Annotated in this window: 23 protein-coding genes; 16 read left to right on the forward strand and 7 right to left on the reverse strand. The window is 61.0% G+C overall.

The genetic code is table 11. The features are described from left to right. Positions 1–71 precede the first annotated feature (71 nt). From DM374_RS22305 to DM374_RS22330, 6 genes are all read left to right on the forward strand, one after another. Complete coding sequence (locus DM374_RS22305; RefSeq protein ID WP_110971865.1) at positions 72–653, forward strand: Rnf-Nqr domain containing protein; 582 nt, start codon at positions 72–74, stop codon at positions 651–653. Continuing rightward, entirely contained in the window at positions 650–1,633 is a 984-nt protein-coding gene (locus tag DM374_RS22310) for an RnfABCDGE type electron transport complex subunit D (RefSeq protein WP_110971844.1), read from the forward strand. The genes DM374_RS22305 and DM374_RS22310 overlap by 4 nt, the downstream gene beginning before the upstream one ends. Next, a complete protein-coding gene (locus DM374_RS22315; protein ID WP_110971845.1) occupies positions 1,630–2,241 on the forward strand; it encodes an RnfABCDGE type electron transport complex subunit G in 612 nt (203 codons plus the stop codon). The genes DM374_RS22310 and DM374_RS22315 overlap by 4 nt, the downstream gene beginning before the upstream one ends. After that, positions 2,234–2,794, forward strand: a complete 561-nt coding sequence (locus DM374_RS22320) for an Rnf-Nqr domain containing protein (RefSeq protein WP_110971846.1) — start codon at positions 2,234–2,236, stop codon at positions 2,792–2,794. Before DM374_RS22315 ends, DM374_RS22320 begins: the two co-directional genes overlap by 8 nt. A 3-nt stretch (positions 2,795–2,797) precedes the next feature. After that, a complete protein-coding gene (gene nth / locus DM374_RS22325) occupies positions 2,798–3,436 on the forward strand; it encodes an endonuclease III (RefSeq protein WP_110971847.1) in 639 nt (212 codons plus the stop codon). 105 nt (positions 3,437–3,541) lie between these two features. After that, positions 3,542–3,721, forward strand: a complete 180-nt coding sequence (locus DM374_RS22330) for a PA3496 family putative envelope integrity protein (RefSeq protein ID WP_110971848.1) — start codon at positions 3,542–3,544, stop codon at positions 3,719–3,721. A gap of 66 nt (positions 3,722–3,787) precedes the next feature. On the opposite strand, the gene DM374_RS22335 is transcribed toward DM374_RS22330, so the two are convergent. Continuing rightward, complete coding sequence (locus tag DM374_RS22335) at positions 3,788–4,414, reverse strand: response regulator transcription factor (protein WP_095154897.1); 627 nt, start codon at positions 4,412–4,414, stop codon at positions 3,788–3,790. 471 nt (positions 4,415–4,885) lie between these two features. Between DM374_RS22335 and DM374_RS33795 the strand changes: the two genes are divergently transcribed. Further along, a complete protein-coding gene (locus DM374_RS33795) occupies positions 4,886–5,413 on the forward strand; it encodes a hypothetical protein (RefSeq protein WP_225422561.1) in 528 nt (175 codons plus the stop codon). A 27-nt stretch (positions 5,414–5,440) separates the two neighbouring features. Here DM374_RS33795 and DM374_RS22345 read toward each other — a convergent pair whose 3' ends face one another. Both DM374_RS22345 and DM374_RS22350 read right to left on the reverse strand, forming a co-directional pair. Continuing rightward, positions 5,441–6,658, reverse strand: coding sequence for an argininosuccinate synthase (locus DM374_RS22345; RefSeq protein ID WP_095154896.1), 1,218 nt, complete (start codon positions 6,656–6,658; stop codon positions 5,441–5,443). A 128-nt stretch (positions 6,659–6,786) separates the two neighbouring features. Beyond that, positions 6,787–7,806, reverse strand: coding sequence for a flagellar protein MotY (locus DM374_RS22350; RefSeq protein WP_110971849.1), 1,020 nt, complete (start codon positions 7,804–7,806; stop codon positions 6,787–6,789). Positions 7,807–7,937: 131 nt separating this feature from the next. On the opposite strand from DM374_RS22350, the gene pyrC reads away from it, so the two are divergent. Both pyrC and rnt read left to right on the forward strand, forming a co-directional pair. Further along, positions 7,938–8,984, forward strand: a complete 1,047-nt coding sequence (gene pyrC / locus DM374_RS22355) for a dihydroorotase (protein WP_095154894.1) — start codon at positions 7,938–7,940, stop codon at positions 8,982–8,984. Beyond that, entirely contained in the window at positions 8,981–9,649 is a 669-nt protein-coding gene (gene rnt / locus DM374_RS22360; RefSeq protein ID WP_095154893.1) for a ribonuclease T, read from the forward strand. The genes pyrC and rnt overlap by 4 nt, the downstream gene beginning before the upstream one ends. A gap of 153 nt (positions 9,650–9,802) precedes the next feature. Here the strand turns inward: rnt and DM374_RS22365 are convergent, their stop codons facing one another. Beyond that, positions 9,803–10,405: a peroxiredoxin gene (locus DM374_RS22365; protein ID WP_095154892.1), complete on the reverse strand. Its 603-nt coding sequence runs from the start codon at positions 10,403–10,405 to the stop codon at positions 9,803–9,805. Positions 10,406–10,632: 227 nt separating this feature from the next. On the opposite strand from DM374_RS22365, the gene DM374_RS22370 reads away from it, so the two are divergent. After that, positions 10,633–10,854 carry a bacterioferritin-associated ferredoxin gene (locus tag DM374_RS22370; protein WP_110971850.1) on the forward strand — a complete coding sequence of 74 codons (222 nt, stop codon included), beginning with the start codon at positions 10,633–10,635 and terminating at the stop codon, positions 10,852–10,854. Between the two features lie 208 nt (positions 10,855–11,062). Beyond that, positions 11,063–11,533 carry a bacterioferritin gene (gene bfr / locus DM374_RS22375; RefSeq protein ID WP_095154890.1) on the forward strand — a complete coding sequence of 157 codons (471 nt, stop codon included), beginning with the start codon at positions 11,063–11,065 and terminating at the stop codon, positions 11,531–11,533. 220 nt (positions 11,534–11,753) lie between these two features. Here bfr and grxD read toward each other — a convergent pair whose 3' ends face one another. Together grxD and DM374_RS22385 are read right to left on the reverse strand one after the other, a co-directional pair. After that, positions 11,754–12,089: a Grx4 family monothiol glutaredoxin gene (gene grxD, locus DM374_RS22380; protein ID WP_095154889.1), complete on the reverse strand. Its 336-nt coding sequence runs from the start codon at positions 12,087–12,089 to the stop codon at positions 11,754–11,756. 91 nt (positions 12,090–12,180) lie between these two features. Further along, entirely contained in the window at positions 12,181–14,289 is a 2,109-nt protein-coding gene (locus DM374_RS22385; protein WP_110971851.1) for a molybdopterin oxidoreductase family protein, read from the reverse strand. A gap of 396 nt (positions 14,290–14,685) precedes the next feature. Here DM374_RS22385 and argF point away from each other — a divergent pair, with 396 nt between their 5' ends. Both argF and DM374_RS22395 read left to right on the forward strand, forming a co-directional pair. Then, positions 14,686–15,606, forward strand: coding sequence for an ornithine carbamoyltransferase (gene argF, locus DM374_RS22390; protein ID WP_110971852.1), 921 nt, complete (start codon positions 14,686–14,688; stop codon positions 15,604–15,606). Continuing rightward, on the forward strand, positions 15,603–16,712 hold the full coding sequence (locus tag DM374_RS22395) for an ABC transporter ATP-binding protein (protein WP_110971853.1): 1,110 nt from the start codon (positions 15,603–15,605) through the stop codon (positions 16,710–16,712). The genes argF and DM374_RS22395 overlap by 4 nt, the downstream gene beginning before the upstream one ends. Before the next feature lie 61 nt (positions 16,713–16,773). On the opposite strand, the gene ybaK is transcribed toward DM374_RS22395, so the two are convergent. Next, the gene (gene ybaK, locus DM374_RS22400; RefSeq protein WP_095154886.1) at positions 16,774–17,244 is read right to left on the reverse strand and encodes a Cys-tRNA(Pro) deacylase; all 471 of its coding nucleotides are present in this window, start codon (positions 17,242–17,244) and stop codon (positions 16,774–16,776) included. Positions 17,245–17,541: 297 nt separating this feature from the next. Here ybaK and DM374_RS22405 point away from each other — a divergent pair, with 297 nt between their 5' ends. The 3 genes from DM374_RS22405 to DM374_RS22415 all read left to right on the forward strand — a co-directional run bounded on the left by DM374_RS22405 (position 17,542) and on the right by DM374_RS22415 (position 20,830). Beyond that, positions 17,542–18,390, forward strand: coding sequence for an MIP/aquaporin family protein (locus tag DM374_RS22405; protein WP_110971854.1), 849 nt, complete (start codon positions 17,542–17,544; stop codon positions 18,388–18,390). A gap of 57 nt (positions 18,391–18,447) precedes the next feature. After that, positions 18,448–19,947 carry a glycerol kinase GlpK gene (gene glpK / locus DM374_RS22410; RefSeq protein ID WP_110971855.1) on the forward strand — a complete coding sequence of 500 codons (1,500 nt, stop codon included), beginning with the start codon at positions 18,448–18,450 and terminating at the stop codon, positions 19,945–19,947. A gap of 127 nt (positions 19,948–20,074) precedes the next feature. Further along, positions 20,075–20,830 carry a DeoR/GlpR family transcriptional regulator gene (locus DM374_RS22415; protein WP_110971856.1) on the forward strand — a complete coding sequence of 252 codons (756 nt, stop codon included), beginning with the start codon at positions 20,075–20,077 and terminating at the stop codon, positions 20,828–20,830. Positions 20,831–20,928: the final 98 nt, after the last annotated feature.

Genomic DNA, 20,928 nt, shown 5'->3' on the forward strand with positions numbered 1-20,928 from the left:
CCCGCCGGGGCGTTCTCATTGAACCGTCATTGCCGGATAATGGCGTCCTGCACCCTGCCGCTGGCACCGCCATGACCGAACTGATCCTCGCCCTGATCGGCGCAGCGCTGATCAACAACATCGTCCTGCAACAGACGCTGGCGCTGGATCCCTTGCTGCGCCCGGACGACCAGACGAGCCGCCCACGCGTCCACGCCCTGGGGCTGGCAACGCTGGTGGCGATGATCCTGATCAGCACCCTCGGGCAACTGCTCCACCATTACCTCCTGCTGCCGCTGCAACTCGGCTACCTGCGCCTGTTCGTCTTCCTGCCGCTCTGTGTGCTGAGCGCCGGGCCGATTCTTCATGGCTTGCAGCGCTGGCGGAAAAACGCGGTGTTCGACGGGCTCAAGCCGATGTTGATGGGCAACGCCGCGGTGCTTGGCCTGTGCCTGCAACTGGCCGAGGAACAGCCCAGCGTGCTCTACAGCCTGGCGGTTGGCCTGGGCAGCGGGCTAGGCTTCTGGCTGGTGCTGGCGCTGTTCGACGACCTGCGCCAGCGCAGCCAGCATGACGATGTTCCACTGGACTTTCGTGGTCTGCCCATCGAGTTGATGGGCGCCGGGATCATGGCCATGGCTTTTCTCGGTTTCAGCGGATTGTTCACATCATGAGCGCCGTTCCTGATACCGACCTTCGTCTGCGCAGCGCCATGCAGCAGGTGCTGCTGGCCTGTGCCCCGGGTTTGTTGGCGCTGTTCTGGGCCTACGGTTGGGGGGTGTTGTTCAATCTGCTGCTGGCTGGCAGCGCCGCCCTGCTCACGGAAGCGTTGTTGCTGCGCCTGCGTCAGCGCCCGGTGCTCCCAGCATTGAACGATGGCAGCGCGCTGGTCAGCGCCACCCTGCTGGCTGCCGCCCTGCCCGCTCATGGCCCTTGGTGGCTACCGGTGATCGCCGCCGCTAGCGCCATCGCCCTCGGCAAGCAGCTTTATGGCGGCGTTGGGCGCAACCCGTTCAATCCAGCCATGCTCGGCTACGTCGTCGTACTGCTCTCGTTCCCTGTGCAAATGACCCATTGGCCGGCGCCCCAGCCGCTAGACCTGGGTCACAGCCTGAATGCGTTGTTCGGCCTCGGCGAGCGTCCCGACGCCTGGGCGCAGGCCACGGTGCTGGACGGTTTGCGACAGAACAAGAGCCTGACCATCGATGAGCTGTTCGCCAGCCACCCGGGCTTTGGCCACTTCGCTGGCCGCGGTAGCGAATGGGCCAGCCTGGGCTTCCTGCTCGGCGGCCTGTTCCTGCTGCAACGCAAGGTAATCGCCTGGCAGGCACCGGTCGCCATGCTGGGCGCACTGTTCGTGATCAGCCTGCTTTGCTGGAACGGTTCGGGGTCAGACTCCAACGGCTCGCCGCTGCTGCACCTGTTGGCCGGCTCGACCATGCTGGGCGCGTTCTTCATCGTTACCGAACCGGTCAGCGGCCCGAAAACCCCTTGGGGAAGGCTGCTGTTCGGTGCGGCGGTGGGCGTACTGGCCTACCTGATTCGCACCTGGGGCAATTACCCGGACGGCACCGCCTTTGCCGTATTGCTGATGAACCTCTGCGTGCCAGCGCTGGACCGCTGGGCGGAACGTCGACAAACGGAGGCGGCATGAACGGGCGCAGCGTTGTGCTGACCGTCGCCCTGGCGCTGCTGGGCGTGGGCGCCAGTGTCACCTGGCAACAGTTTTGTGCCCCACGAATCAGTACAGCCGAAGAACAACTCAAGGCACGTACCTGGCTCAGCGTGCTGCCCGCGGGCAGCTACGACAACGAGCCGCTGCGACAGCCACTCGCCCTCCCCGAGCCGGAGCTGGCCCATAGCAGCCTGCTTGGCGGCTATCTCGCCACCCTGGCCGGCAAAACCACTGCGGTGGTGCTGCACAGCCGTGTGCAAGGCTATGCCGGCCCCATTCAACTGTTGATCGCCATCGGCCCTGATGGCCGGGTGATCTCCAGCCATGTCCTGCAACATCAGGAAACGCCGGGGCTCGGCGCTCGCCTGATTGAACCTGGCAACCGCTGGCTGCAGGGTTTCGCCGGCCGCAGCCAGGCCAACACGCCAGAGTCGGCCTGGGCCCTGAGGCGCGACAACGGCCAGTTCGACCAACTGGCCGGCGCCAGCGTGACCTCCCGGGCGGTGATCCACGCCATCCAGGACGCCCTGCGCTACTTCGACGAACACGCCCAAGGCTGGATGACGGAGGGCACCGCCCATGAATAAGTCGTGGCTGGCGGCCCTCAGTCTGGCGCCACTGCTCGGCGCGACCCAGACACTGCTCCAGGCCAGTGTCATGGCCGGGCTTACCCTGTCGGCGGTGCTGGCTCATCTCGCCTGCATGACACCCCTGCGGCGCTGGCTAGATGAGGCCGCGAGCGAGGTCTCCAGCATTCTGCTCGCCGCTACCCTGGTCACTTGCCAGACCCTGGCCCTGCACGCCTGGGGCCTGGAAGCGCGCAATGCGCTCGGCATCTACCCAGAACTGATCGCCCTGCAATGCCTGCTCTTCGAACAGAGCCTCGGCAAGACCGAGCAATGGCGCCGTGCTTGCGCATTGCTGGGTGGATTCTGTGGGTTGTACCTGCTGCTCGGCACGACCCGAGAACTGCTGGCGAGCGGCACCTTGCACCTGACATCCATCAGCGGGCCGGACATTACCGGCCTGCGCCTGGCCAGCCTCGCACCCGGCGCCCTGCTGCTGCTCGGCGTGCTGCTGGCCCTGATCAAACGAGCCTGTCCGAAACAGGCCACACCAGACCGTGAAGGAAATAGCTGATCCATGAATGCCGCCAAACGCCTGGAGATCTTTCGCCGGCTACACGAAGACAACCCCGAACCGAAAACCGAGCTGGCCTACAGTTCGCCCTTCGAGCTGCTGATCGCCGTGATTCTCTCCGCTCAGTCCACCGACGTGGGCGTCAACAAGGCCACCGCCAAGCTGTACCCGGTCGCCAACACGCCCGCCGCGATTCATGCGCTCGGTGTGGAAGGCTTGTCCGAGTACATCAAGACCATCGGTCTGTACAACAGCAAGGCGAAGAATGTCATCGAGACCTGCCGGATTCTGGTGGAGCAGCACGGCGGTGAAGTCCCGGAAACCCGCGAAGCGCTGGAGGCCTTGCCGGGCGTGGGCCGCAAGACTGCCAACGTGGTACTCAACACCGCGTTCCGGCAACTGACCATGGCGGTGGATACGCATATTTTCCGGGTGAGCAATCGCACCAACATCGCACCTGGAAAGAATGTCGTTGAGGTAGAAAAGGCGCTGCTGAAGTTCGTTCCCAAGGACTATCTGCTGGACGCGCATCACTGGCTGATCCTGCTTGGCCGCTATGTGTGCCAGGCGCGCAAACCCCGTTGCGGAAGTTGCCGGATCGAAGACTTGTGCGAGTACAAGCACAAGACCTCCGACGATTGAGAACATAGTGAAAACCCTCACCGGGTGATTGAAAAAATCTTTTTTACCCGCTTCAGGAATATCGTTATAAGGAGCGCGAATGGCCCTCTTGTAACGGAGTGACTCATGAGCACTGAAAAAGAAGACCTTGATGTTGATGACGAATCCCCGGCGTCCGACGAGTTTGTCAACGACACCCCGGTTGAAGCTGCAAAAACCAATCTGAGCAAACGCCGCACCATCGACAACCTGCTGGAAGAACGCCGTTTGCAAAAGCGACTGGCTGATTACGACTTCGATCTTTGAGACGTTACGGGCCTGGAAAAACAAAAGCCTCCATTACGGAGGCTTTTTGCGTTTTGGGGGGAGCGGTCAGACCAGGCCGTTGCGCTGCGCCAACTCGATCAGATCGACCAATGAACGAGCATTGAGCTTGAGTAGAAGACGGGTCTTGTAGGTACTTACCGTCTTGTTGCTGAGGAACATGCCATCGGCGATCTCCTTGTTGGACTTGCCCCGGGCCAGTTGCTGCAGCACCATCATTTCCCGCCCTGACAGGCGCCCCACCATGTCCGCCTCGCTGGAACCGCCGAGATTGGCGCGTACCGAGTGCAGCGCCTGGTTGGGAAAGTAGCTGTAGCCCGAGAGCACGGCCTTGATTGCACTGAGCAACTCCGTAAGGTCCTGCTGCTTGCACACATAGCCGGCAGCGCCCGCCTGCATGCAACGCATCGAAAAATGTCCCGGCGCCTGGGAAGTCAGTACGAGAACCTTGATGACGATTCCATTGGCCGTGAGGCGGCCAATCACTTCAAGCCCATCAAGCTTTGGAATCCCGATATCCAGAATCACGATATCCGGCAAATGCTCCCTGGCCAGTTGCAGCGCATCCACCCCGTTATCCGTTTCCCCAATCACTTCATAACCATGCCGGTCCATCAGCATGCGCACGGCCAAGCGAATGACCGGATGGTCATCGACGATCAGCACTTTATTCATGGGCAAGATCCATTCTTTACTATTCGACTTGTTAGAAGCCCGCACAATAGCCCAGTCCGCTTGTTCAGTGCAGGGCGTATGTTCTGAACACCCGCACACTCAGACGTGGACTACAAAAACAAAAGAAGCTTCTTACAGAAGATTCCTACAGGCAGCTTATTTGACCGTTACTGCGAACCTTGTTTTGAAGATCAAAAAAGGCATCTCCGGATGCTAGCCTCGCCAGCAGAAAATATCGCTACGAATAACGGAAAAAGACATGAAGGAAATATCCTTAATATTCGCCACATAAGTCCTAGCAAGAGACGGCAAACCGCGTAAGGATAAAATTACCCGCTGAAATACTTCTCCAATAAGACTCATCACCCTGTGATGACTGGATCCCTTTTGCTGCACACTGCGCTCATCCCCCCCTGTATTCCCTGCCCAAAGCAGGGATAGAAACACGCACCGTACGCAGAGATCACAGCCATGAGCAGTTCGGAACCGAAAAGCCCGCTGACCATAATCGCTATCTTCGCAGGCATTATCGAGGCGTCGGCACTCGCATCTTTACCCTTCCTCGGGGAAAGTAGCCAAAGCGTTTACACCTGGTTCCTGGTGGGTTTTCCGCCATTCCTGACGTTATTGTTCTTTCTTACACTCAACTTCAATACCAAAAGCCTATACGGCCCTGATGAGTATTCGAACACAACGGACGCTGCTGAAACTAACCCGCCAATACAACAGCCCCCTTCGGTGACGGATAATCCAGCAACTCCACGGCTACTTCCCTCTCCTGCTTCACAAGTACCGGAAGTAACCAGTTCGACTGTGATCATCTCCGGGCCCAATGCCCAGGTTTTACTCGCACTACTCGCTCAACATGCCGTAACGAGGCCGGATGCCAACAATCTGATCCTGCAAGATCTGGATTCCGGCACGCGCACGACCATCATTACGGAGCTACCCAAAAATCACTCGCCACCTTTGGACGAACAAAAAAAAACCCGGCACTAATGCCGGGTTTTTTTCAACGAGGCGCGATTACACCAACGAACGACCTTTGTTCGCAGCGATCCGCATACGCAGGGCGTTGAGCTTGATGAAGCCCGCCGCGTCCGCCTGGTTGTAGGCACCGCCGTCTTCTTCGAAGGTGGCGATGTTGGCGTCGAACAGCGAGTCGTCGGACTTGCGACCGGTGACGATGACGTTGCCCTTGTACAGTTTCAGGCGAACGACGCCGTTCACGTTGACCTGGGAAGCGTCGATCATCTTTTGCAGCATCAGACGCTCAGGGCTCCACCAGTAGCCGGTGTAGATCAGGCTGGCGTACTTCGGCATCAGCTCATCTTTCAGGTGAGCGACTTCGCGGTCCAGGGTGATCGACTCGATGGCGCGGTGGGCGCGCAGCATGATGGTGCCGCCCGGGGTTTCGTAGCAGCCACGGGACTTCATGCCGACATAACGGTTCTCGACGATGTCCAGACGGCCGATGCCGTTGGCGCCGCCGATACGGTTCAGTTCAGCCAGAACGGTAGCCGGGGACATCTCGACGCCGTCGAGGGCGACGATGTCACCGTTACGGTAGGTCAGCTCGAGGTAGGTCGCCTGGTCAGGGGCGTTCTCAGGCGAGACGCTCCAACGCCACATGTCTTCCTCGTGCTCGGTCCAGGTATCTTCCAGGACACCGCCTTCGTAGGAAATGTGCAGCAGGTTGGCATCCATCGAGTATGGCGACTTCTTCTTGCCATGACGCTCGATCGGGATGGCGTGCTTCTCGGCGTAGTCCATCAGCTTCTCGCGGGACAGCAGGTCCCACTCGCGCCATGGAGCAATAACCTTGACGCCCGGCTTCAGCGCATAGGCGCCCAACTCGAAACGAACCTGGTCGTTACCCTTGCCGGTAGCGCCATGGGAAATGGCGTCAGCGCCGGTTTCGTTGGCGATTTCGATCAGACGCTTGGCGATCAGCGGACGGGCGATGGAAGTACCCAGCAGGTACTCGCCTTCGTAGACGGTGTTGGCGCGGAACATCGGGAACACGAAGTCTCGGACGAACTCTTCGCGCAGGTCATCGATGTAGATCTCTTTGACGCCCATGGCCTGAGCCTTGGCGCGGGCCGGCTCGACCTCTTCGCCCTGACCCAGATCGGCGGTGAAAGTCACCACTTCACAGTCGTAGGTATCTTGCAGCCACTTGAGAATCACCGAAGTATCAAGGCCGCCGGAATACGCCAGTACGACCTTTTTTACGTCCGCCATGCCATCACTCCACGGGGTTGTACGGAAAACCCCGGATTCTACCGCTCTTGGTGCGGAATTTACAGTGGGGCGACAGCTTGTGACGACAAAGCGACAGGAACTGTCGTGAGCGCGACGGACGGTCGCACTCAGGACTTCAACGACGTTTTGCCCGGCGTCAGCTGCGTGGCGGGAACATTCGACTTCGCCGGCGCCACCGGGGTTGCCGCAGGCGCCGCGGCCGCCGGTGCGGCGGGAGTGGCAGCTGGCGCCGGTGCTGGCGCTGCGGGTTTCTCCGCTGCTGGCGTCTCGACCGGCGTCACGCGGTCCAGCTCGATATTCACCCGCCGGTTGCGTGCACGGTTGCCCGCCGAATTGTTGGCCGCCAGCGGATAACGCTCGCCATGGAAACGCACGACGATGTTGCTTTCAGGCACGCCATGGGCCTTGAGGTACTCCATCACCGCCAACGCACGACGACGGGACAGGTCACGGTTGGTCAGACGGTTACCGCTGTTGTCGGAGTGGCCGTCCAGCTCGATATGGTTGACGGTAGGGTCAGCCTTGAGGAAGTCGAGGATCACGTCCAGGCGGGCGCGGGCATCGGCGTCCAGGTCGATTCCATTGCCGGGGAATCCGATCCGCGCCTGGCGGATCTGGTCGAAGTTCATCGGCAGCAGCTTGGCGGTGCAGGCCTGATAGTCCGCAAAGGCCTTGTTGAACTTAACCGGCAGCAGTCGGACTTCCATGGCCCGCCCGGCTTCCCCGGCGTAGTTGCGGACCACGGTGCTGCGGCCATCCATCAGCCCGTTGATCAGGCGACTGGCCTGGCCTTGCGAGCTATTGAACAGCACGCCGCTACCGGACATGCGGATCGATCCCAGGTTGATGTCGCCACGCCCCGGCTGCCACGGCGCGGCGGCAGCCAGCAGGGTCGCCGACCCCGCGCCGAGCATGTTGCTGGACGAGCGCAGGCGGAACGTCGCCTGCTCGCCGGCGCGACGCACGAACTCACCGCTGCCGAAATCGGCGATCGGCTGGATCAGGCGACACTCGAACTGATCGCCTTCGACCTTCCACTCGATATTTTCCACGCGCGTCTGAAACGTGAGCGCGGCGGCCGGAAGGCTGACGAAGATGCTGAACAGGGCTAGATAACGCTGGCGCACGGGCGGCTCCACAAAATTCTTTCGACTTACCAGCAGGCTATCGGACGGCTTTGGCAAAACTTGATAGCGAGTGCTCGGCCCAGGCTTTTCCGGTAGCATTCGCCCAGAGTTCGAACCGCCTGGAATCCCCAATGTCCGACCGCCTGACCCTCCTGCGTCCCGACGACTGGCACATCCATCTTCGCGATGGAGCCGTCCTGCCTCACACCGTCGCTGACGTGGCGCGCACCTTTGCCCGCGCCATCATCATGCCTAACCTGGTCCCGCCGGTACGCAATGCCGACGAAGCCGGCGCCTATCGCCAGCGCATCCTTGACGCCCGTCCGGCCGGCAGCCGCTTCGAGCCACTGATGGTGCTGTACCTCACCGACCGCACGCAGCCGGAAGAAATCCGCGCCGCCAAGGCCAGCGGCTTCGTCCATGCTGCCAAGATGTACCCGGCCGGTGCCACCACCAACTCGGACTCCGGCGTTACCAGCATCGACAAGATCTCTCCGGTGCTCGAAGCCATGGCCGAAGTCGGCATGCTGCTGCTGGTGCACGGTGAAGTGACCCGCAGCGAGGTCGACGTGTTCGACCGCGAGAAGCTGTTCATCGACGAGCATCTGCGTCGCGTGGTCGAGCGTTTCCCGACGCTGAAAGTGGTCTTCGAACACATCACCACCGCCGATGCCGCGCAGTTTGTCAGCGAAGCCCCGGCCAACGTCGGCGCAACCATCACCGCCCAGCATCTGCTGTACAACCGCAACCACATGCTGGTCGGCGGTATTCGCCCGCACTTCTATTGCCTGCCGATCCTCAAGCGCAATACCCACCAGGTCGCCCTGCTCGACGCCGCCACCAGCGGCAACAGCAAGTTCTTCCTCGGCACCGACTCGGCACCGCACGCCCGTCACGCCAAGGAAGCTGCCTGTGGCTGCGCAGGCTGCTACACCGCCTATGCGGCGATCGAGATGTACGCCGAGGCCTTCGAACAGCGCAATGCCCTGGACAAACTCGAAGGCTTCGCCAGCTTGCACGGCCCGGCGTTCTACGGCCTGCCGGCGAACACCGACACCATTACCCTGGTCCGCGAGAGCTGGACCGCACCCGACAGCCTGCCCTTCGGTGAGCAGACTGTCGTCCCGCTGCGCGCCGGTGAGCAACTGCGCTGGCGCCTGCTGGAGGAAAACGCGTGAGTGACGATCAGTTCGACGACCAGGAAGGTCTTGGCGGTGGTTCGCGCCACCCGATGGCAGAACGTTTCCGTGGCTATCTGCCCGTTGTGGTGGATGTCGAGACCGGCGGCTTCAACAGCGCCACCGACGCGCTGCTGGAAATCGCCGCGGTTACCATCGGCATGGATGAAAAGGGCTTCCTGTTCCCGGAACACACCTATTTCTTCCGGGTCGAGCCCTTCGAAGGCGCCAATATCGAACAGGCTGCCCTGGAGTTCACCGGGATCAAGCTCGATCACCCGCTGCGCATGGCAGTGAGTGAAGAAGCGGCGCTGACCGATATCTTCCGCGGCGTGCGCAAGGCACTGAAGGCCAATGGCTGCAAGCGGGCGATTCTGGTCGGCCACAACAGCAGCTTCGACCTCGGCTTCCTCAACGCCGCCGTGGCGCGCACCGACATGAAACGCAACCCGTTTCATCCGTTCTCCAGCTTCGACACCGCCACCCTCGCCGGCCTCGCCTATGGCCAGACCGTCCTGGCGCGGGCCTGCCAGAGCGCCGATATCGACTTCGATGGTCGCGAGGCGCATTCCGCCCGCTACGACACCGAGAAGACCGCCGAGCTGTTCTGCGGCATCGTCAACCGCTGGAAGGAAATGGGCGGCTGGCACGATTTCGACGAGTGACGCAGCTCCGAGCCTCAAGCCGCAAGCTACGAGAAAAAGCGCAGCGCATGCGTTCCCGCTTTATCTTGTAGCTTGAAATTTGCAGCTTGAAACTTGAAATGCAGCCATAAAAAAACCGGCCTGAAGAAGGCCGGTTTTTTTATGCGTGGCGGATTACAGCTTGCCAGCGTTCTCGCTCAGGTAAGCAGCAACGCCTTCTGGCGAAGCGGTCATGCCCTTGTCGCCTTTTTTCCAGTTGGCAGGGCAGACTTCGCCGTGCTCTTCGTGGAATTGCAGGGCGTCGACCAGACGCAGCAGCTCGTCCATGTTACGGCCCAGTGGCAGGTCGTTGACGATCTGCGAACGGACGACACCGTTGGTGTCGATCAGGAACGCGCCACGGAAGGCTACGCCGCCTTCGGACTCAACGTCGTAGGCTTTGCAGATTTCGTGGGAGATGTCGGCTGCCAGGGTGTATTTGACCTGGCCGATACCGCCGTTGTTGACCGGGGTGTTACGCCAGGCGTTGTGGGTGAAGTGCGAGTCGATCGAGACGCCGATGACTTCGACGTTGCGCGCCTGGAAGTCAGGGATGCGGTGGTCCAGCGCGATCAGCTCGGACGGGCAGACGAAAGTGAAGTCCAGCGGGTAGAAGAACACCAGGCCGTACTTGCCCTTGATAGCCGAAGCCAGGTTGAAGCTGTCGACGATTTCGCCATTGCCCAGTACTGCGGCGACGGTGAAGTCCGGGGCTTTTTTGCCAACGAGCACGCTCATTCGATTTCTCCTGATGGTGTGAAACTAACTACGCAGGCGATCGAAGTCGCCTGACACGAGTTGGGCATCATACACCGCGCTGCGCGGGACGCCGAGTAATGGCGATCAGACAGTTTTGCCTACCGGCGGTCGCTCTATCTCGCGGCTCACGAGAAGAGTTTTGACAAGCATTCTCATTAACATTAAGCTTCGTTCCATTGAGCCCGCCACCCTGATGGTCTTCTTCTATGTATGTGTGTCTTTGTGTTGGTGTAACCGACGGACAGATCCGCGATGCGATCTATGAAGGATGCTGTAGCTACAAGGAAGTCCGCGCCGCCACCAACGTTGCCAGCCAGTGTGGCAAGTGTGCGTGTCTTGCCAAGCAGGTCGTCCGCGAGACCCTGACTGAAATCCAGGCCAGCCAGGCTTCTGCCCTGCCTTACCCTGTGGAATTCTCCGCCGCCTGAAAAAATCTTTTCCCCATTTATAAAGAACCGGACCTAGTGTCCGGTTTTTTTATGCCCATAATTCAACTAGTTAGGTGTAAAACGCGGAACACAAACATTCTTATTCCGATTAATTTTCACTTATTATTCAATAACTTAGGTTTGACAGAGAAAGTTGCCAGGCTCAAACTCCTGCTTATTGGCACACTTGAAGAGCAGGACCTCAATCATGAAAGGCGACGTAAGCGTCATCCAGCATCTCAACAAGATCCTCGGAAACGAGCTGGTCGCGATCAACCAATACTTCCTGCATGCACGCATGTACGAAGACTGGGGTCTGGAAAAACTCGGCAAGCACGAATACAAAGAATCCATCGACGAGATGAAACACGCTGACAAACTGATCAAGCGTATTCTCTTCCTCGAAGGCATCCCCAACGTCCAGGACCTGGGCAAGCTGCTGATCGGCGAGCACACCCGCGAAATGCTGGAATGCGACCTGAAGATCGAGCAGAAAGGCCTGATCGACCTGAAAGCCGCCATCGCTCACTGCGAAACCGCTGGCGATTTCGGCAGCCGCGAACTGCTGGAAGACATCCTCGAGGCCGAGGAAGAGCATATCGACTGGCTGGAAACCCAACTGAGCCTGATCGACAAAGTGGGCCTGGAAAACTACCTGCAATCGCAGATGGGTGAGTAACGCAGCCGCGAGCTTCAAGCTTTAAGCGACAAGAAAGAGCGGTCAACACCCACCTCTTTCTCGCTTGATCACTCAGCTTTGAAATGAAAACGCCGCGCTCCGGAAGGAGCGCGGCGTTTTCATTTCAACAATCAGCGGCGTGAATCAGAAACCTGCCTCACCACCACTTGCCTTACTGCTTGAAGCTTGAAGCTCAAAGCTTGAAGCTAAAAAGGAGTGATCAGGCTTCGGAAGCCTTGGCCTTGGCAGCAGCTTCTTTGATCAGGGTCTGCAGCTCACCATTGGCGGCCATCTCGATCATGATGTCGCTACCGCCGACCAGCTCACCAGCTACCCACAGTTGTGGGAAGGTTGGCCAGTTGGCGTACTTCGGCAGGTTGGCGCGAATTTCCGGGTTCTGCAGGATGTCCACGTAAGCGAACTTCTCGCCGCAGCCCATTACGGCTTGCGCCGCTTTTGCCGAAAAGCCGCACTGCGGGGCATTCGGCGAGCCTTTCATGTAAAGCAGAACGGTGTTGTTGGCGATCTGCTCTTTGATTGTTTCGATGATATCCATGAAGCACCTCGGCTGAACTTTCCGACCTGGTTGTCGGCACGGTGGCGAATTGTATCGGAAAGCCGAGCATGACGCTCGGCCTTGCCGACAATCATGCAGCAACCACCTCCACGGGCACACCGTTGAGCACTGCATTGCCGGACAGTGCGTCGAGCAGACGCTCATCGGTCAGGTCGTTGGCACTGGCCCCGGACTGTGCTCGCGCGATGTCCAGCAATACACCGGGCCGGGCGTGGCCGAAACCATGGGGCAGGCTGACCACGCCACGCATCATGTCGGTGCTGGCCTGCACATCCACCTCGATGCTGCCAACCCGCGAAGTCACCTTCACCCGCTGCCCATCCTGCAACTGGCGCCCGGCCAGGTCTTCCGGGTGCATCAGCAACTGATGGCGGGGCTTGCCTTTGACCAGCCGATGGAAATTGTGCATCCAGGAGTTGTTGCTGCGCACATGGCGTCGGCCAATCAGCAGCAACTGCGCGGCGCTGGGTGGCTGTTGCGCGGCGAAGCGCTGCAGGTCGGCGAGGATCTCCGCCGGGGCCGCTTCAATGCTGGCGCTCGCGGTTTTCAGACGCCCGGCCAGATTGGGCTGCAAAGGCCCCAGATCGATGCCGTGCGGGTACTGGTCAAGCGTTTCCACCGACAGGCCGAACGCCGAACCTTCACCATAGCGTCCACCGCGCAGGCCCAGGTCGATCATCTGTGCAGGCGGCAAGGTCGGCTTCAGTGGTTTGTCGCTGATCGCCGCGAAGGCCCGCGCCAGGCCGACGAAGATTTCCCAATCGTGCAGCGCGCCTTGAGGCTTGGGCAGGATCGCCCGGTTGAAGCGGGAAATGTTGCGTACCGCGAACAGGTTGAATGTGGTGTCGTAGTGATCGTTTTCCAGTGCGGAGGTCGATGGCAGGATGAGGTCGGCGTAGCGCGTGGTCTCGTTGATATAGAGATCGATGCTCAGCATGAACTCCAGGCCGTCCAGCGCTTGCTCGAGCTGTCGGCCATTAGGCGTGGACAACGCCGGGTTGCCGGCCACGGTCACCAATGCGCGCACCTGTCCTTCGCCATCGGTGAGCATTTCTTCAGCCAGGGCTGACACCGGCAGCTCGCCGCCATACTCCGGCAGCCCGGATACCCGGCTCTGCCACTGATTGAAATGCCCGCCGCTGGTGGTCGCCACCAGGTCCACCGCAGGTTCGGTGCAGAGTGCGCCGCCGACGCGGTCGAGGTTGCCACTGACCAGATTGATCAACTGCACCAACCAGTGACAGAGGGTACCGAACGCCTGGGTCGACACCCCCATGCGCCCATAGCACACCGCCTTGTCCGCCGCCGCGAAGTCCCGCGCCAACTGCCGGATCAGCCCCGCGTCGATACCGCACAGCAAGCTCATGATCTCCGGCGTGAACGACTGCAGGGCCTCGCGAACCTGATCCAGGCCGTTGACCGGCAAATGCGTCACCCGGGTGAGGTTTTCCTCGAACAGGGTGTTGAGCACGCCACAGAGCAGCGCCGCGTCGCCTCCCGGACGGACGAACAGATGCTGGTCCGCCATCGCCGCGGTTTCGCTGCGCCGCGGATCGACCACCACCAGCTTGCCGCCGCGCGCCTGGAGCGCCTTCAGCCGCTTCTCGACATCCGGCACCGTCATGATGCTGCCGTTCGAGGCCAGCGGGTTGCCGCCAAGGATCAACATGAAATCGGTGTGGTCGATGTCCGGGATCGGCAGCAACAGGCCATGCCCGTACATCAGGTAGCTGGTCAGGTGATGCGGCAATTGGTCGACCGACGTCGCGGAAAAGCGGTTGCGGGTCTTGAGCAGGCCGAGGAAGTAGTTGCTGTGGGTCATCAGCCCATAGTTGTGCACGCTCGGGTTGCCCTGATAGACCGCGACGGCATTCTGGCCGTGGCGCTGCTGAATGTCGTACAGCTTGCGGGCGGCCAGTTCGAAGGCTTCTTCCCACGGAATCGGCAGCCATTGGTCGCCCACGCGCACTACCGGCCCGCGCAGGCGATTGGGGTCGTTCTGGATGTCCTGCAGCGCCACCGCCTTGGGGCAGATGTGGCCGCGGCTGAAACTATCGTGGGCATCGCCCTTGATCGAGGTAATACGCGGGAGGCCGCCCTCGTCGGTATCGAGCTCGAAGGTCAGGCCGCAGATGGCCTCGCACAGGTGACAGGCTCGGTGGTGCACGGTCTTGGTCATGGCCGCCTCTTGTTCTCGGATCGGGGGGGAGTGCCGTCCCCGACTATGGCCCCGGCAAGCGCGGGCTGCCAGCGACCTTCGCGGCGTGAATCCCCGGCCATCAGGAGGAACGATGGTTCCAGATGGCCGACAAACCCTTGTCGCTTCATTGCCAAGCGCGTCTGGGGCAGTGTAAAAAGCTCTCTTGCTCTGGAAAAAGAAGCAGACCAACGGCTCGCTCAAATCCCCGGCCCACGCCATGGATGCAGCCCCACTTGGTAAGACGCGACATTTAATTATAGTATTGCGCCTTCCCCTATTTCGTCGCCCCGTGCGGCTTTCGCCGCAGGTCTCATCCGTGTTTCCGAAAAACCGGTTTTTGCTGATCTGCGGTCTGTTGCAAAAAGGTAGTCAATGATGAGCGCTAGGCACTTTCTCTCCCTGATGGATTTCACCGCCGAAGAACTGGTCAGTGTGATCCGCCGAGGGATCGAGCTGAAAGACCTGCGTAACCGCGGCGTACTCTTTGAGCCCCTGAAAAACCGCGTGCTGGGCATGATTTTCGAGAAATCCTCGACCCGTACCCGGCTGTCCTTCGAAGCCGGCATGATCCAGCTCGGCGGCCAGGCAATCTTCCTGTCCCCGCGCGATACCCAACTGGGCCGCGGCGAGCCGATCGGCGACTGTGCCATCGTCATGTCGCGCATGCTCGATGCGGTAATGATCCGTACCTTTGCCCACAGCATCCTGACCGAATTCGCCGCCAATTCGCGGGTTCCGGTGATCAACGGCCTGTCCGACGACCTGCACCCGTGCCAGTTGCTGGCCGACATGCAGACCTTCCTCGAGCACCGCGGCTCGATCCAGGGCAAGACCGTGGCCTGGATCGGCGACGGCAACAACATGTGCAACAGCTATATAGAAGCGGCCATCCAGTTCGACTTCCAGTTGCGCATCGCCTGCCCGGAAGGCTACGAGCCAAACCCGAAATTCGTCGCCCAGGCCGGTGACCGCGTGCAGATCGTCCGCGATCCGAAGGAAGCGGTACGTGATGCCCACCTGGTCAGCACCGATGTCTGGACTTCCATGGGCCAGGAAGAGGAAACTGCACGGCGCCTGGAGCGGTTCGCGCCTTATCAGGTCAACCGCGCACTGCTCGACCTGGCAGCCCCCGATGCCCTGTTCATGCACTGCCTGCCTGCCCACCGTGGCGAGGAAATCAGTGTGGACCTGCTCGACGACCCTCGTTCGGTCGCATGGGACCAGGCGGAAAACCGTCTGCATGCACAGAAGGCGCTTCTCGAATTCCTTGTTGAACCGGCCTACCACCACGCATGAGTCGTCCCCTATTGCTCAACCTGCGCAACCTCGCCTGCGGCTATGGCGAGGCGCGCATCGTCCAGAACCTCAACCTGCACCTGAACGCCGGTGACATCGGCTGCCTGCTTGGCTCCTCGGGGTGCGGCAAGACCACCACCCTGCGCGCCATCGCCGGCTTCGAGCCTATCCACGATGGCGACATCCAGCTGGCCGGCGAGACCATCTCCAAGGCCGGGTTCACCCTGGCACCGGAGAAACGCCGGATCGGCATGGTGTTCCAGGACTACGCGCTGTTCCCCCACCTGACGGTGGCGGACAACGTCGCGTTCGGCATCGGCAAACACCCGCACAAGCAGCAGGTGGTCAAGGAGATGCTCGAGCTGGTCAAACTCGACGGCCTCGGCGGGCGCTACCCGCATGAGCTTTCCGGTGGCCAGCAGCAACGGGTCGCCCTGGCCCGCGCCCTGGCGCCAGAGCCGCAGTTGCTGCTGCTGGACGAACCCTTCTCCAACCTCGACGTGGAACTTCGCCGGCGTCTGAGCCACGAAGTCCGCGACATCCTCAAGAGCCGCGGCACCAGTGCGATCCTGGTGACACACGACCAGGAAGAGGCCTTCGCCGTCAGCGACAATGTCGGCGTCTTCAAGGAAGGCCGGCTGGAGCAGTGGGATACGCCCTACAACCTCTACCACGAGCCGGCGACCCCGTTCGTGGCCAGCTTCATCGGTCAGGGCTATTTCATTCGTGGCCAGTTGCTCGACCCGGAGACGGTACACACTGAACTCGGCACGTTGCGCGGCAACCGCGCCTACACGCTGCCGGTCGGCGGCGCGGTGGATGTGCTGCTGCGACCCGACGACATCATCCATGCCCCGGACAGCGCCCTGAGCGCGCGGATCAACGGCAAGAGCTTCCAGGGCGCCTCGACGCTGTACCGCCTGCAACTGGGCACCGGCACCCAGCTCGAAGCGATTTTCCCAAGCCATATCGATTACCAGATCGGCCAGGACGTCGGGATTGCCGTTGCGGCGGATCACCTGGTGCTGTTCGCTGCTTCAGGCAGTGTCGAAGCGAGGTTGCCGGCTGCCGAGAGCGGCGTACGCCGATACGGCTCGGTTAGCTGATACGGATACAAAAAAGGCCGCCACAATCGTGGCGGCCTTCTCGTTTGGGCATCCCCGTTTTCTATTCGCGACCAATATCCGCGAACTTGCCCTGGGTATGCTCGGCAAGCACCGCGGCCGCCAGTTCCACCTCCAGCCCGCGCCGTCCGGCGCTGACATGAATCGTCTCGTGAGCCTCGGCCGATTGGTCGATAAAGGTGCGCAGACGTTTCTTCTGACCCAGCGGGCTGATTCCGCCCAACAAGTAGCCCGTTGAACGCTGCGCTGCGGCGGGGTCAGCCATTTCGCACTTCTTCACACCCGCCGCCTGGGCCAGTGCCTTCAGATCGAGGCTGCCGCCCACCGGCACCACCGCCACCAGCAACTCGCCTTTTTCACTGCTGGCCAGCAGGGTCTTGAACACCCGCTTGGGGTCCAGACCCAGTTTTTCAGCGGCCTCCAGGCCGTAGGACGCGGCCTTGGGGTCGTGTTCATAACTGTGAATGCGGTGTTCGGCGCGAACTTTCTTCAACAGGTCCAGAGCAGGGGTCATGCGGGGCTCCAACATTCGTTCTGTATTCGGCGGCTACTGTAGGACAAATCGTGTGCCACAACCATTGGCCTGTAGGACACGAATATGACAACTCGTAGGCCGACAGTCAGATTATGAATGGCAGTTCACTTTCGACCTTTGACATCAGCGTTTCTTGTCTATATTTTTTCGAATCTGAATATTGGTGATGCCCTTATAAGGTGCATTTCTATCGTCTGCCTGACCGAAATGGGGATTTCGCTCGGGTTTCTGTCGAGCGCTCACTGCGCCTCACAACAACAAAAACCGAGGTAACGAATGACGACTGCTCTACAACAACCGACGTTGTCCAGCCAATGCATGGCCGAATTCTTCGGCACTGCACTGTTGATCTTCTTCGGTACTGGCTGTGTTGCCGCGCTCAAGGTGGCGGGTGCCAGCTTCGGCCTGTGGGAAATCAGCATCATCTGGGGGGTGGGCGTCAGCATGGCGATCTACCTCACCGCCGGGATTTCCGGCGCGCACCTGAACCCCGCCGTGAGTATCGCGCTGTGCCTGTTCGCCGGTTTCGAGAAGGGCAAACTGCCGTTCTACATCGTCGCCCAGATCGCCGGCGCCTTTTGCGGCGCGGCGCTGGTCTACACGCTCTACAGCAGCCTGTTCTTCGATTACGAACAAACCCACCAGATGATTCGCGGCAGCCAGGCCAGCCTCGAACTGGCCTCGGTGTTCTCCACCTACCCGCACCCGGCGCTGTCCACCGGCCAGGCGTTCCTCGTTGAAGTCATCATCACCGCGATTCTCATGGCCGTGATCATGGCCCTCACCGATGACAACAACGGCCTGCCGCGCGGCGCCCTCGCCCCACTGCTGATCGGCCTGCTGATCGCCGTGATCGGCAGCGCCATGGGCCCGCTGACCGGCTTCGCGATGAACCCGGCGCGTGATTTCGGCCCCAAACTGATGACATTCCTGGCTGGCTGGGGCGAAGTAGCCTTCACCGGCGGCCGTGATATTCCGTACTTCCTCGTTCCGGTTTTCGCGCCGATCATGGGAGCGAGCCTTGGCGCCGCCCTGTACCGCGGCGTGTTCGCCCGCAGCCTGCCCAGCGCCGCTGCCAGCACACCGACCGACGACAAGACCCAGGGCAAGACCCAGACGTCCTGATCCGCACGCGGATAGAGCTGCCCTGACTCCAACCTATTTCACTGCAAGGCCAACGACATGACAGACAGTCAGAACAAGAACTACATCATTGCCCTCGACCAGGGCACGACCAGTTCGCGGGCCATCATTTTCGACCGCGATGCCAACGTGGTCGGCACCTCCCAGCGCGAGTTCGCCCAGCACTACCCGCAGGCCGGCTGGGTCGAGCACGACCCGATGGAAATCTTCGCCACCCAGAGCGCGACCATGGTCGAAGCCCTGGCCCAGGCGGGTATCAGCCACGACCAGGTCGCCGCCATCGGTATCACCAACCAGCGTGAAACCACGGTGGTCTGGGACAAGGAAACCGGTCGCCCGGTGTACAACGCCATCGTCTGGCAGTGCCGACGCAGCACCGAGATCTGCGAACAGCTCAAGCGCGACGGCCTGCAGGACTACATCCGCGAAACCACCGGCCTGGTCACCGACCCCTACTTCTCCGGCACCAAGCTCAAGTGGATCCTCGACAACGTCGAAGGCGCCCGCGAGCGCGCCGAGCGCGGCGAACTGCTGTTCGGCACCGTCGATAGCTGGCTGATCTGGAAATTCTCCGGCGGCAAGGTTCACGTCACCGACTACACCAACGCCTCGCGCACCCTGCTCTTCAACATCCACACGCTGCAGTGGGATGACAAGATGCTGGAAGTCCTGGGCATCCCGCGGCAAATGCTGCCCGAGGTGCGTTCGTCCTCGGAAATCTACGGCAAGACCAAGAGCGGCATCGACATCGCCGGTATCGCCGGCGACCAGCAAGCCGCGCTGTTCGGCCAGATGTGCGTGGAGCCGGGCCAGGCCAAGAACACCTATGGCACCGGCTGCTTCCTGCTGATGAACACCGGCGACAAAGCCGTGCAGTCCTCCCACGGCCTGCTCACCACCATCGCCTGCGGCCCGCGCGGCGAAGTGGCCTACGCGCTGGAAGGCGCGGTGTTCAACGGTGGCTCAACCGTGCAGTGGCTGCGTGACGAACTGAAGATCGTCAACGACGCCCACGACACCGAGTACTTCGCCAGCAAGGTCAAGGACAGCAACGGCGTGTACCTGGTGCCGGCCTTCACCGGCCTCGGCGCGCCCTACTGGGACCCGTACGCACGTGGCGCCCTGTTCGGCCTGACCCGCGGGGTCAAGGTGGACCACATCATCCGCGCCGCACTGGAGTCGATTGCCTACCAGACCCGCGACGTCCTCGACGCCATGCAGCAGGATTGCGGCCAGCGCCTCAGCGCCCTGCGCGTGGACGGCGGCGCGGTCGCCAACAACTTCCTGATGCAGTTCCAGGCCGACATCCTCGGCACCTGTGTCGAGCGTCCGCAGATGCGCGAAACCACCGCCCTCGGCGCCGCCTACCTGGCAGGCCTGGCCTGTGGTTTCTGGAGCGGCCTGGATGAATTGCGCGGCAAGGCGCTGATCGAGCGGGAATTCACACCGCAACTGGCTGAAGCGGAGAAGGAAAAACTCTACAGCGGCTGGCTCAAGGCCGTTGATCGCACCCGCGACTGGGAACCCCACGAAGAGTAAGCAGTGCATACAGGGCACATCCGCAATGGATGCGCCCTGTGCTACGCGGCTGCCGCACTCAGGCTGGTCCCCGGCTACTTCCTACGGCATCATTGCAGCATTTTTCGGCCGCCCCTGAAGGACGCCAATGAATCTGCCTCCCCGCCAACAACAAATTCTCGAACTGGTCCGCGAACGCGGCTACGTCAGTATCGAAGAAATGGCGCAATTGTTCGTTGTCACCCCGCAAACCATCCGCCGCGATATCAACCAACTGGCGGAGGTCAATCTGCTGCGGCGCTATCACGGTGGCGCGGCCTACGACTCCAGCATTGAAAACACCGCCTACGCCATGCGCGCCGACCAGATGCGCGATGAGAAACAGCGCATCGCCGAAGCCGTGGCCCAGCAAATCCCCGATAACGCCTCGCTGTTCATCAATATCGGCACCACCACCGAGTCCATCGCCCGCGCCCTGCTCAACCACAATCACCTGAAAATCATCACCAACAACCTGCATGTCGCCTCGATCCTCAGTGCCAAGGACGACTTCGAAGTGCTGCTGGCCGGCGGCAATGTGCGCCGCGACGGCGGTGTGGTGGGCCAGGCCAGCGTCGACTTCATCAACCAGTTCAAGGTCGATTTCGCACTGGTGGGCATCAGCGGCATCGACGAAGACGGTAGCCTGCTGGACTTCGACTATCAGGAAGTGCGCGTTTCCCAGGCGATCATCGCCAATGCCCGCCAAGTGATCCTCGCCGCCGACTCCAGCAAGTTCGGCCGTAACGCCATGGTCCGCCTCGGCCCGATCAGCCTGATCGATTGCCTGGTAACCGATCAGGCCCCCGTCGCAGCCCTGAGCCAGTTGCTCAACCAGAACAAGATCCGCCTCGAAGTGGTGTGACGGCCCCGCAACCGCCATCGCAAGGTTGGCGGTTTCAATGTTCGGTTTTTTTCACTTATTTGTAACCAGATCAGTATTTTCTATGGAAAGTCACTGGT

Origin of the sequence: Pseudomonas huaxiensis (assembly GCF_003231275.1) — a bacterium.
GTDB lineage: Bacteria > Pseudomonadota > Gammaproteobacteria > Pseudomonadales > Pseudomonadaceae > Aquipseudomonas > Aquipseudomonas huaxiensis.

What these genes read in the sequence shown, in the direction of transcription:
- DM374_RS33795 (WP_225422561.1), top strand. Translation starts at nt 4,886, where the DNA reads ATGAGCAGTTCGGAACCGAAAAGCCCGCTGACCATAATCGCTATCTTC.
- argF (WP_110971852.1), top strand. Translation starts at nt 14,686, where the DNA reads ATGAGCGCTAGGCACTTTCTCTCCCTGATGGATTTCACCGCCGAAGAA.
- nth (WP_110971847.1), top strand. Translation starts at nt 2,798, where the DNA reads ATGAATGCCGCCAAACGCCTGGAGATCTTTCGCCGGCTACACGAAGAC.
- ybaK (WP_095154886.1), bottom strand. Translation starts at nt 17,244, where the DNA reads ATGACCCCTGCTCTGGACCTGTTGAAGAAAGTTCGCGCCGAACACCGC.
- DM374_RS22415 (WP_110971856.1), top strand. Translation starts at nt 20,075, where the DNA reads ATGAATCTGCCTCCCCGCCAACAACAAATTCTCGAACTGGTCCGCGAA.
- DM374_RS22330 (WP_110971848.1), top strand. Translation starts at nt 3,542, where the DNA reads ATGAGCACTGAAAAAGAAGACCTTGATGTTGATGACGAATCCCCGGCG.
- DM374_RS22305 (WP_110971865.1), top strand. Translation starts at nt 72, where the DNA reads ATGACCGAACTGATCCTCGCCCTGATCGGCGCAGCGCTGATCAACAAC.
- DM374_RS22385 (WP_110971851.1), bottom strand. Translation starts at nt 14,289, where the DNA reads ATGACCAAGACCGTGCACCACCGAGCCTGTCACCTGTGCGAGGCCATC.
- DM374_RS22370 (WP_110971850.1), top strand. Translation starts at nt 10,633, where the DNA reads ATGTATGTGTGTCTTTGTGTTGGTGTAACCGACGGACAGATCCGCGAT.
- DM374_RS22320 (WP_110971846.1), top strand. Translation starts at nt 2,234, where the DNA reads ATGAATAAGTCGTGGCTGGCGGCCCTCAGTCTGGCGCCACTGCTCGGC.
- DM374_RS22310 (WP_110971844.1), top strand. Translation starts at nt 650, where the DNA reads ATGAGCGCCGTTCCTGATACCGACCTTCGTCTGCGCAGCGCCATGCAG.
- bfr (WP_095154890.1), top strand. Translation starts at nt 11,063, where the DNA reads ATGAAAGGCGACGTAAGCGTCATCCAGCATCTCAACAAGATCCTCGGA.
- DM374_RS22405 (WP_110971854.1), top strand. Translation starts at nt 17,542, where the DNA reads ATGACGACTGCTCTACAACAACCGACGTTGTCCAGCCAATGCATGGCC.
- DM374_RS22335 (WP_095154897.1), bottom strand. Translation starts at nt 4,414, where the DNA reads ATGAATAAAGTGCTGATCGTCGATGACCATCCGGTCATTCGCTTGGCC.
- DM374_RS22365 (WP_095154892.1), bottom strand. Translation starts at nt 10,405, where the DNA reads ATGAGCGTGCTCGTTGGCAAAAAAGCCCCGGACTTCACCGTCGCCGCA.
- DM374_RS22395 (WP_110971853.1), top strand. Translation starts at nt 15,603, where the DNA reads ATGAGTCGTCCCCTATTGCTCAACCTGCGCAACCTCGCCTGCGGCTAT.
- pyrC (WP_095154894.1), top strand. Translation starts at nt 7,938, where the DNA reads ATGTCCGACCGCCTGACCCTCCTGCGTCCCGACGACTGGCACATCCAT.
- DM374_RS22315 (WP_110971845.1), top strand. Translation starts at nt 1,630, where the DNA reads ATGAACGGGCGCAGCGTTGTGCTGACCGTCGCCCTGGCGCTGCTGGGC.
- glpK (WP_110971855.1), top strand. Translation starts at nt 18,448, where the DNA reads ATGACAGACAGTCAGAACAAGAACTACATCATTGCCCTCGACCAGGGC.
- grxD (WP_095154889.1), bottom strand. Translation starts at nt 12,089, where the DNA reads ATGGATATCATCGAAACAATCAAAGAGCAGATCGCCAACAACACCGTT.
- DM374_RS22345 (WP_095154896.1), bottom strand. Translation starts at nt 6,658, where the DNA reads ATGGCGGACGTAAAAAAGGTCGTACTGGCGTATTCCGGCGGCCTTGAT.